Origin of the sequence: Rhizobium sp. UBA1881, assembly GCF_002338015.1 — a bacterium.
GTDB lineage: Bacteria > Pseudomonadota > Alphaproteobacteria > Rhizobiales > Rhizobiaceae > Rhizobium.
On sequence record NZ_DDHH01000169.1, the window covers coordinates 23,562 to 30,503 of the forward strand.

The 6,942-nt window shown below is 63.6% G+C and carries 4 protein-coding genes, 1 pseudogene and 1 riboswitch; of the genes and pseudogenes, 4 read left to right on the top strand and 1 reads right to left on the bottom strand.

Annotated elements, in window-relative coordinates; genetic code table 11:
• Window positions 1-365 precede the first annotated feature (365 nt).
• Window positions 366-1,820, top strand: coding sequence for a cobyric acid synthase (locus tag B3605_RS20885; protein WP_112941729.1), 1,455 nt, complete (start codon window positions 366-368; stop codon window positions 1,818-1,820).
• On the opposite strand, the gene B3605_RS20890 is transcribed toward B3605_RS20885, so the two are convergent.
• Window positions 1,817-3,607 carry a chloride channel protein gene (locus B3605_RS20890; protein WP_018900664.1) on the bottom strand — a complete coding sequence of 597 codons (1,791 nt, stop codon included), beginning with the start codon at window positions 3,605-3,607 and terminating at the stop codon, window positions 1,817-1,819. The genes B3605_RS20885 and B3605_RS20890 overlap by 4 nt on opposite strands.
• Before the next feature lie 246 nt (window positions 3,608-3,853).
• Window positions 3,854-4,245: riboswitch (cobalamin riboswitch) on the top strand.
• Between the two features lie 111 nt (window positions 4,246-4,356).
• Between B3605_RS20890 and cobU the strand changes: the two genes are divergently transcribed.
• The 3 genes and pseudogenes from cobU to B3605_RS20905 form a co-directional block, all read left to right on the top strand.
• Window positions 4,357-4,875, top strand: coding sequence for a bifunctional adenosylcobinamide kinase/adenosylcobinamide-phosphate guanylyltransferase (gene cobU, locus B3605_RS20895; protein WP_112941728.1), 519 nt, complete (start codon window positions 4,357-4,359; stop codon window positions 4,873-4,875).
• A gap of 4 nt (window positions 4,876-4,879) precedes the next feature.
• Window positions 4,880-5,929 carry a cobalamin biosynthesis protein CobW gene (gene cobW / locus B3605_RS20900; protein WP_112941727.1) on the top strand — a complete coding sequence of 350 codons (1,050 nt, stop codon included), beginning with the start codon at window positions 4,880-4,882 and terminating at the stop codon, window positions 5,927-5,929.
• A 271-nt stretch (window positions 5,930-6,200) separates the two neighbouring features.
• A pseudogene (locus B3605_RS20905) lies at window positions 6,201-6,942 on the top strand (cobaltochelatase subunit CobN); the annotation flags it as partial.

Consider the following 6,942-nt stretch of genomic DNA (forward strand, 5'->3'; position numbering starts at 1 on the left):
TGCTTGCGGAAACCTCTCGCCCGTGCGGCAGCCTGTCTCAACCGCTCATATCGTTGCCGAAACAAAATCGTCAAAAGGGCGCGAATTCATATTTGGTTAAGTGCTCACTAACCATCCGGTAACAATGTGTCGCTAAGAATAGCGACGTGGCGGGGGACAACCGCTGCTTCTCCGGATCAGGTATTGCGTCCCGGGGAACGTGAGCTTCGCCGTGTTCGGGCAAAGCGCCAGCGTATTTCGGCAAGCCGCGCGACTTCAGGTCTGCGCGGCTTTCGCATTTCAAGCGGCTGCGATTGAGCCGTTGTGATTGACCGAGGCTGAAACACCGTTGTACGCCCTCTTCAGTTTTGAGGAGCGCCGCGCCAATGACCAAAGCCATCATGCTGCAAGGAACCGGCTCGGATGTCGGCAAGACGGTGCTGGTCGCGGGCCTGTGCCGGCTGGCGGCCAATCGCGGTCTCAAGGTGCGCCCGTTCAAGCCGCAGAACATGTCGAACAATGCCGCCGTCGCCGATGATGGGGGCGAGATCGGGCGGGCGCAGTGGCTGCAATCGATGGCCGCGCGCGTGCCATCCTCCGTGCACATGAACCCGGTGCTCTTGAAGCCGCAATCGGATGTCGGCAGCCAGATCATCGTGCAGGGGAAGGTCTGGGGGCAGGCCAAAGGACGCGACTACCAGCGGCTGAAGCCGCAATTGCTGGACTACGTCACCCGGAGCTTCGAGGAGATTTCGGGCGGCGCCGATCTCGTCATCGTCGAGGGGGCGGGGTCACCGGCGGAGATCAACCTACGGCCGGGCGATATCGCCAATATGGGCTTTGCGACGCGCGCCGACGTGCCCGTAGTTCTGGTCGGGGATATCGATCGTGGCGGTGTGATCGCCTCGCTGGTCGGGACGCACGCGATCCTGTCCGACGAGGATCGGGCGATGATCTCGGGCTATATTATCAACAAGTTTCGCGGCGACGTGTCGTTGTTCGACGACGGGATTGCTGCTGTCGGGCGGTTCACCGGCTGGCCCTGTTTCGGCGTCGTGCCATGGCTGAAGGCCGCCTCGCGGCTGCCGGCCGAGGATTCGGTGGCGCTGGAGCGGCTGGCGAGAGGGCAGGCCGGGGCGCTGAAGATCGCGGTTCCGGTGTTGCCGCGGATCGCCAACTTCGACGATCTCGATCCGCTGCTGGCGGAGCCGGATGTGGAACTGGTGTTCGTGCGCGCCGGCGAACGATTGCCTGCCGATGCGCAGCTGATCATCCTTCCGGGCTCGAAGTCGACCATTTCCGATCTCGCGGATTTGAGGGCTCAAGGCTGGGATAAGGATCTCGCCGCGCATATCCGGCGCGGCGGACGGGTCATCGGCATTTGCGGCGGCTATCAGATGCTCGGGCGCATGGTGCGTGATCCGCTGGGCATCGAGGGGAGCGTGCGCGAGATCGAGGGCCTTGGGCTACTCGACGTCGAGACCGTCATGGACGCAGAGAAGACGGTGCGCAACAGCGTGGCGGTTTCCGCGGAGAATGGCGAGGCCCTCTCGGGCTACCAGATCCATCTCGGGATTACCGAAGGCGCCGATCGCGTGCGGCCTTTCGCGATCGTCGATGGCAAGCCTGATGGTGCGATATCCGGGGACGGGCGGGTCGTTGGGACGTATCTGCACGGGCTGTTTGCAAGTGACAGCTACCGGTCCCGGTTGCTTGCGAGCTTCGGCCTCACGGGCCAAAGCCGCGACTATCGCGCCGGCGTCGAGCAGGCGCTTGACGAGGTTGCAGCCGAGCTCGAAACGCATCTCGATAACCGCTGGCTGGACAACCTGTTGGGTTAGATCTCGCCGGAGACCTCGCGGCGGCGGCGGTCCAGTTCTTCGCTGTAACGGCGCAGCGTGTGGGCTTCGCTGAGCTGGCCGACCACGGTGCGCTCGACGAGGTTGTTGACGACAGCGAGCGCTTCGCTCTCGGTCTTGTCGAAGATCGCGGCGGCCTGCTTGGCGTTCATCTGTGGCGTCAGGAAGTCGTTGCGGTAGCGCACGAATTCGTCGAGGCCTTTGCTCTCGTCGGCGGTGTCGGTGAGGTTGGCGTAGATATCGGGCACAAGCACAAGACCGGCATATTTGCCACTGTCCTCGACCAGGATCACGCGCTGGGCCGAGCCGATCGGGAAGCTTTCCTTGAATTGCTCGATGCTGATGCCGACCTTCGCGGTCTTGACGTCGGCGCGCATCAGCTTGTTGACCGTCAGATTGCGGATCCAGCCGACATCATGGGCGCTGCGGATGCTTTCGCCACGCAGGTGAAAACGCCATGTGGCGAAGGAGTAGCCGAAGGTGCTGCGCACGACCAGCGACGAGGTGATGACGGCGGCCAAGACCAGTGCGGTGATCGGGAAGTCGCCGGTGATCTCGAGCGCCAGGAAGGTCATTGTCAGCGGCCCGCCGATGACGGCCACGGCAAGCGAGCTCATGCCGACAACGGCATAGATGATCGGCGTCAGCGTCGCATGGGCAAAATAGGGGGCCGAATAGGCGAAGAACTTCCCGAGCAGCGCGCCCATGAACAGCGAGGCGAAGAACAGGCCACCGCGGAAGCCGGAGCCGATCGAGATCGCCGAGGCCAGCGCCTTGAGCAGGAAAAGTCCGATCAGCACGGGAATCACGACCTCGCGGTCGAGATTGAGATGTAGCGCGCCATGGCCTGCCGACAGCACCTGCGGCGTCACCAGCGCGAGCAGCCCGACAATGATGCCGCCAAGCGCCGGGCGGAAAGGGAGCGCGATCGAGCTGCGGCGTGCGAGCTCCTCGATAAAGGCGACGCCCTGCATGATCAGGATGCCGATGCCGGCGCAGAAGGCGCCGAGCAGGATGGCGGGCACATAGTCGGCCGGCATGACGGTGCCGAAATCGCCGACATCGATGATGAAGTCGCTGCCGGCCAGCAGCCGAGCGACCAGCGTGGAAACGAGCGCCGAGACGACGACCGGCGTCAGCGACACGATCGTATAGGTGCCGATGATCAGCTCGAATGCGTAGAAAGCGCCCGTCAGCGGCGCGTTGAAGGCGGCGGCGATGGCGCCGGCGGCGCCGCAGCCGACGAGGACGCGCAGATCGGCGCGGCGCAGTTGCAGCTTGAAGCCGAGCTTCGAGGCGATGCCGGACGCCAACTGGGTGTAGCCGGCCTCGAGGCCGACCGAGGCGCCGAAGCCGTTGGATATCAGGTTTTGGATCGCGACGATGATGCTGTCTGTCAAGGACAGGCGGCCACCGTGCAGTGCGTTGGCCTCGATCGGGTCGACCATCGGCTTCTTGCGGGTCTTCGCCAGCACATACATCAACAGGCCGAGCAGGATGCCGCCGCAGACGGGGGCGGCCATCAGCAGGAACTTGTCGTCGATCTGAGAGGAGCTCAAACGCTCGACATCGCTGATCCCGAAGATCAGGCTGTGCATCTCGCGCGAGATCAGGCTCATGCCGGTGACGGCGAGGCCTGACGTGACGCCGATCAACGCGCCGGCCAGCACCATGCCCATTTCGCTGCGCCTGAGAAGCGCGCGCATGCGCCCCGCATCGAGCAGTGTGTGTAGCGGGCCAAGCCGTCTAAGATTGATTTTCAGGCGCATGATGGGGAAACTAGGCGGGCGAAAGCCCGTTCAAGGGTGGTAAAAGAGGGGATAGTTGCGGTGCTGCGCCGCGTGCGCTGCAAATGCGGCAAAAACCCGGCTGACGCAACAAGTTTTTATGACATTAAGTGCCTGATTATAGACGATAAATTTGGTAGAGATGATCGTCTTGAGGGTTGATATCAATCAATTTGGCCGGTGGGCGAGATTGGCGGTCGATTGACTTCGCAGTCGCGCTTGCCTAACCATGGATCGATAACGGATGGTTCCGGATCGCCAAAAGCGGTGCGGATGAAAAGGGAATGTGACGGGGTGGACCCAACCAGGGCGCCTTCATCACAGCCGACCCCGCGACTGTAGAGCGGTCAGGGTCTTCCATCCGGCGTCGGATGCTCTCAAGCCGGCTGCCTGCGTGGTGCAGGCGGGCGAGGAGCTGAAGACGGCGGAAAAGCCACTGGCAATGCAAGCCATGATCAACCGGGGTTGGACGCCTCCTTATCTACGAATCGTCCGCCTTTTCATGATTGCAGCCGGGAAGGCGAGGAAGAACCGATGGCACGATCGGGATGGCCTGCGTGGCTATCCCGATCGCGCCTGGACCCGCGAGCCAGGAGACCTGCCAATCGTGCCGGGCGCAAAGCCCACCCCTGGGCAAGTGTGCCCGATGCCAGCACGGAGGTTGTCATGGCAGATAATGAGACTTTGGCGTCGGCGTCAGGCTGGACGCGCTCCTGTGAAGTCGTCCACGCATGACGACCGCATCCTCTACGCTTATTTTAGGCGGCGCCCGCTCCGGCAAGTCGCGCTTTGCCGAACAGCTCGTCATCGACAGCGGCCTCGATCGCCACTACATCGCCACCGGCCGCGCCTGGGACGAGGAGATGCGCGCCCGGATTGACCAGCATAAGGCCGATCGCGGCGATCTCTGGACGACGCATGAGGAGCCGCTCGATCTCGTCGGCCAACTTGCCGCGATCGATGGCGAGGGGCGGGCGGTTCTGGTCGATTGCCTGACGCTGTGGGTCACCAATCTGATGATGGATGAGCGCGATATGGCAGCAGAATTCGCGGCACTGGCCGCCTATCTGCCGAAGGCCAAGGCGCGCCTCGTAATCGTTTCCAATGAAGTCGGCCTCGGCATCGTGCCCGAGAACCGGATGGCGCGCGAATTTCGCGACCATGCCGGACGGCTGCACCAGATGATCGCGGCGGTCGCCGCGGATGTGTATTTTATCGCGGCGGGACTGCCGCTGAAAATGAAGGGTTGAATTGATGAACCAGCAGAAGATCCCCGCCACCGTCATCACCGGCTTCCTAGGCGCCGGCAAGACGACGATGATCCGCAACCTTTTGACCAATGCGGGCGGCAAGAAGATCGCGCTCATCATCAACGAGTTCGGCGATCTCGGCGTCGACGGCGAAGTGCTGAAGGGCTGCGGCGCGGAAAACTGCACCGAGGACGATATCATCGAGCTCACCAATGGCTGCATCTGCTGCACCGTGGCCGACGACTTCATCCCGACGATGAGCAAGCTTCTGGAACGCGAGAACCGGCCGGATCATATCGTCATCGAAACCTCGGGCCTTGCCCTGCCGCAGCCGCTGGTCGCCGCCTTCAACTGGCCCGACATCCGCACCCAGGTGACCGTCGATGGCGTGATCACCGTGGTCGACAGCGCCGCCGTCGCCGCCGGCCGTTTCGCCGACGATCATGATGCCGTCGATGCCCGCCGCGTCGAGGACGAGACACTCGACCACGAGAGCCCGATCGAGGAACTCTTCGAGGATCAGCTCACCTGCGCCGACCTGATCGTGCTCAACAAGACCGACCTCATCGACGGCGCCGGCCTTGCCCGCGTCCGCGAAGAGGTTGCTTCGCGCACGGCGCGCAAGCCCGCGATGATCGAGGCGAAGAATGGCGACGTGCCGGCGAGCGTTCTGCTCGGCCTCGGCATCGGCACAGAGGAAGATATCGGCAACCGCAAGTCCCATCACGAGCTTGAACATGAGGACGGCACGCCGCACGATCACGACGAGTTCGACAGCTTCGTCGTGGAACTCGGCCCGATCGCCGATCCGGCCGTCTTCGTCGAGAGCCTGAAGGGCATCATCGCCGAGCACGACGTTCTGCGCCTCAAGGGCTTCGTCGACGTTCCCGGCAAGCCGATGCGCCTGCAGCTGCAGGCCGTCGGCAGCCGCATCGACCACTATTTCGACCGCGCCTGGGCCGCCGGCGAGGCGCGCGGTACGCGGCTGGTGGTGATCGGGTTGCATGAGATGGATGAGGGCGCGGTGCGTCAGGCGATCGAGGCGCTGGTTTAAGGTTGATGGTTGAAATGGGCGCGTCCGGTTTTGAAGATTGCTTGAGTGGTGCCGTGTGGCCCCCTCATCCGACCCTTCGGGCCACCGACCGGGGTCGAGCCGCTGGTCTCGACCCGTCCTTCGGACCCCCGCTGGGGAGAAGGGACTCGGGGCCGGCCGCTCGCGCCAATCTTCCCTTCTCCCCCGCGGGGAGAAGGTGGCCCGAAGGGTCGGATGAGGGGGCCACGCACTCCGCGCCTACGAATAACATTTCCCGTAAAGACATACTGCCATGCACCTTCTCCTAGCCCAGCAGGGAACAATCAGCGACGGCGAGGAGGCGATCGATCTCGGTCAGTCTCCCGGCGACATCCTGTTTCTCTCGGCCGCCGACACGGAACTGGCGGCGGTGGCGGCTACGCATGGCCGGCGCGCGGATGCTCGGTCGCTGCGCATCGCCAGCCTGATGAGCCTCAAGCATCCGATGTCCGTCGATGCCTATGTCGAGCGCACGGCGCGGCATGCGAAGCTGATCATCGTGAGGGCGCTGGGGGGCGCCAGCTATTTTCATTATGCGCTGGAGGCGCTGCATGCGGCTGCCGCGCGGCACGCGGCGTTGATCGCGGTGCTGCCAGGGGATTCGAAGCCGGATGCGGGGTTGACGCCGTTTTCGAATGTACCGCTTGAAGATCTGAATGCGCTCTGGGCCTATCTGATCGAGGGGGGCGATGCGAATACGCATGCGTTTCTCGATTATGCCGAGGCGATGTTGTCTGGCGGTGAAAAGCCGGAGGCGGCGGCGCCTTTGATGAAGGCCGGGATCTGGTGGCCGGGGCGGGGTGTTGTTGGGGTTGAGGAGTGGCGGGCGCTGTCGGCGGGTGGGTTACCCCCCTCTGTCCTGCCGGACATCTCCCCCACAAGGGGGGAGATCGGCTCGCGGTTAGCCCCTCGCCAAACAATAGAGATCGGAACGAGCGGGCAAGCCCAGCCAATCTCCCCACCTGTGGGGGAGATGCCCGGCAGGGCAGAGGGGG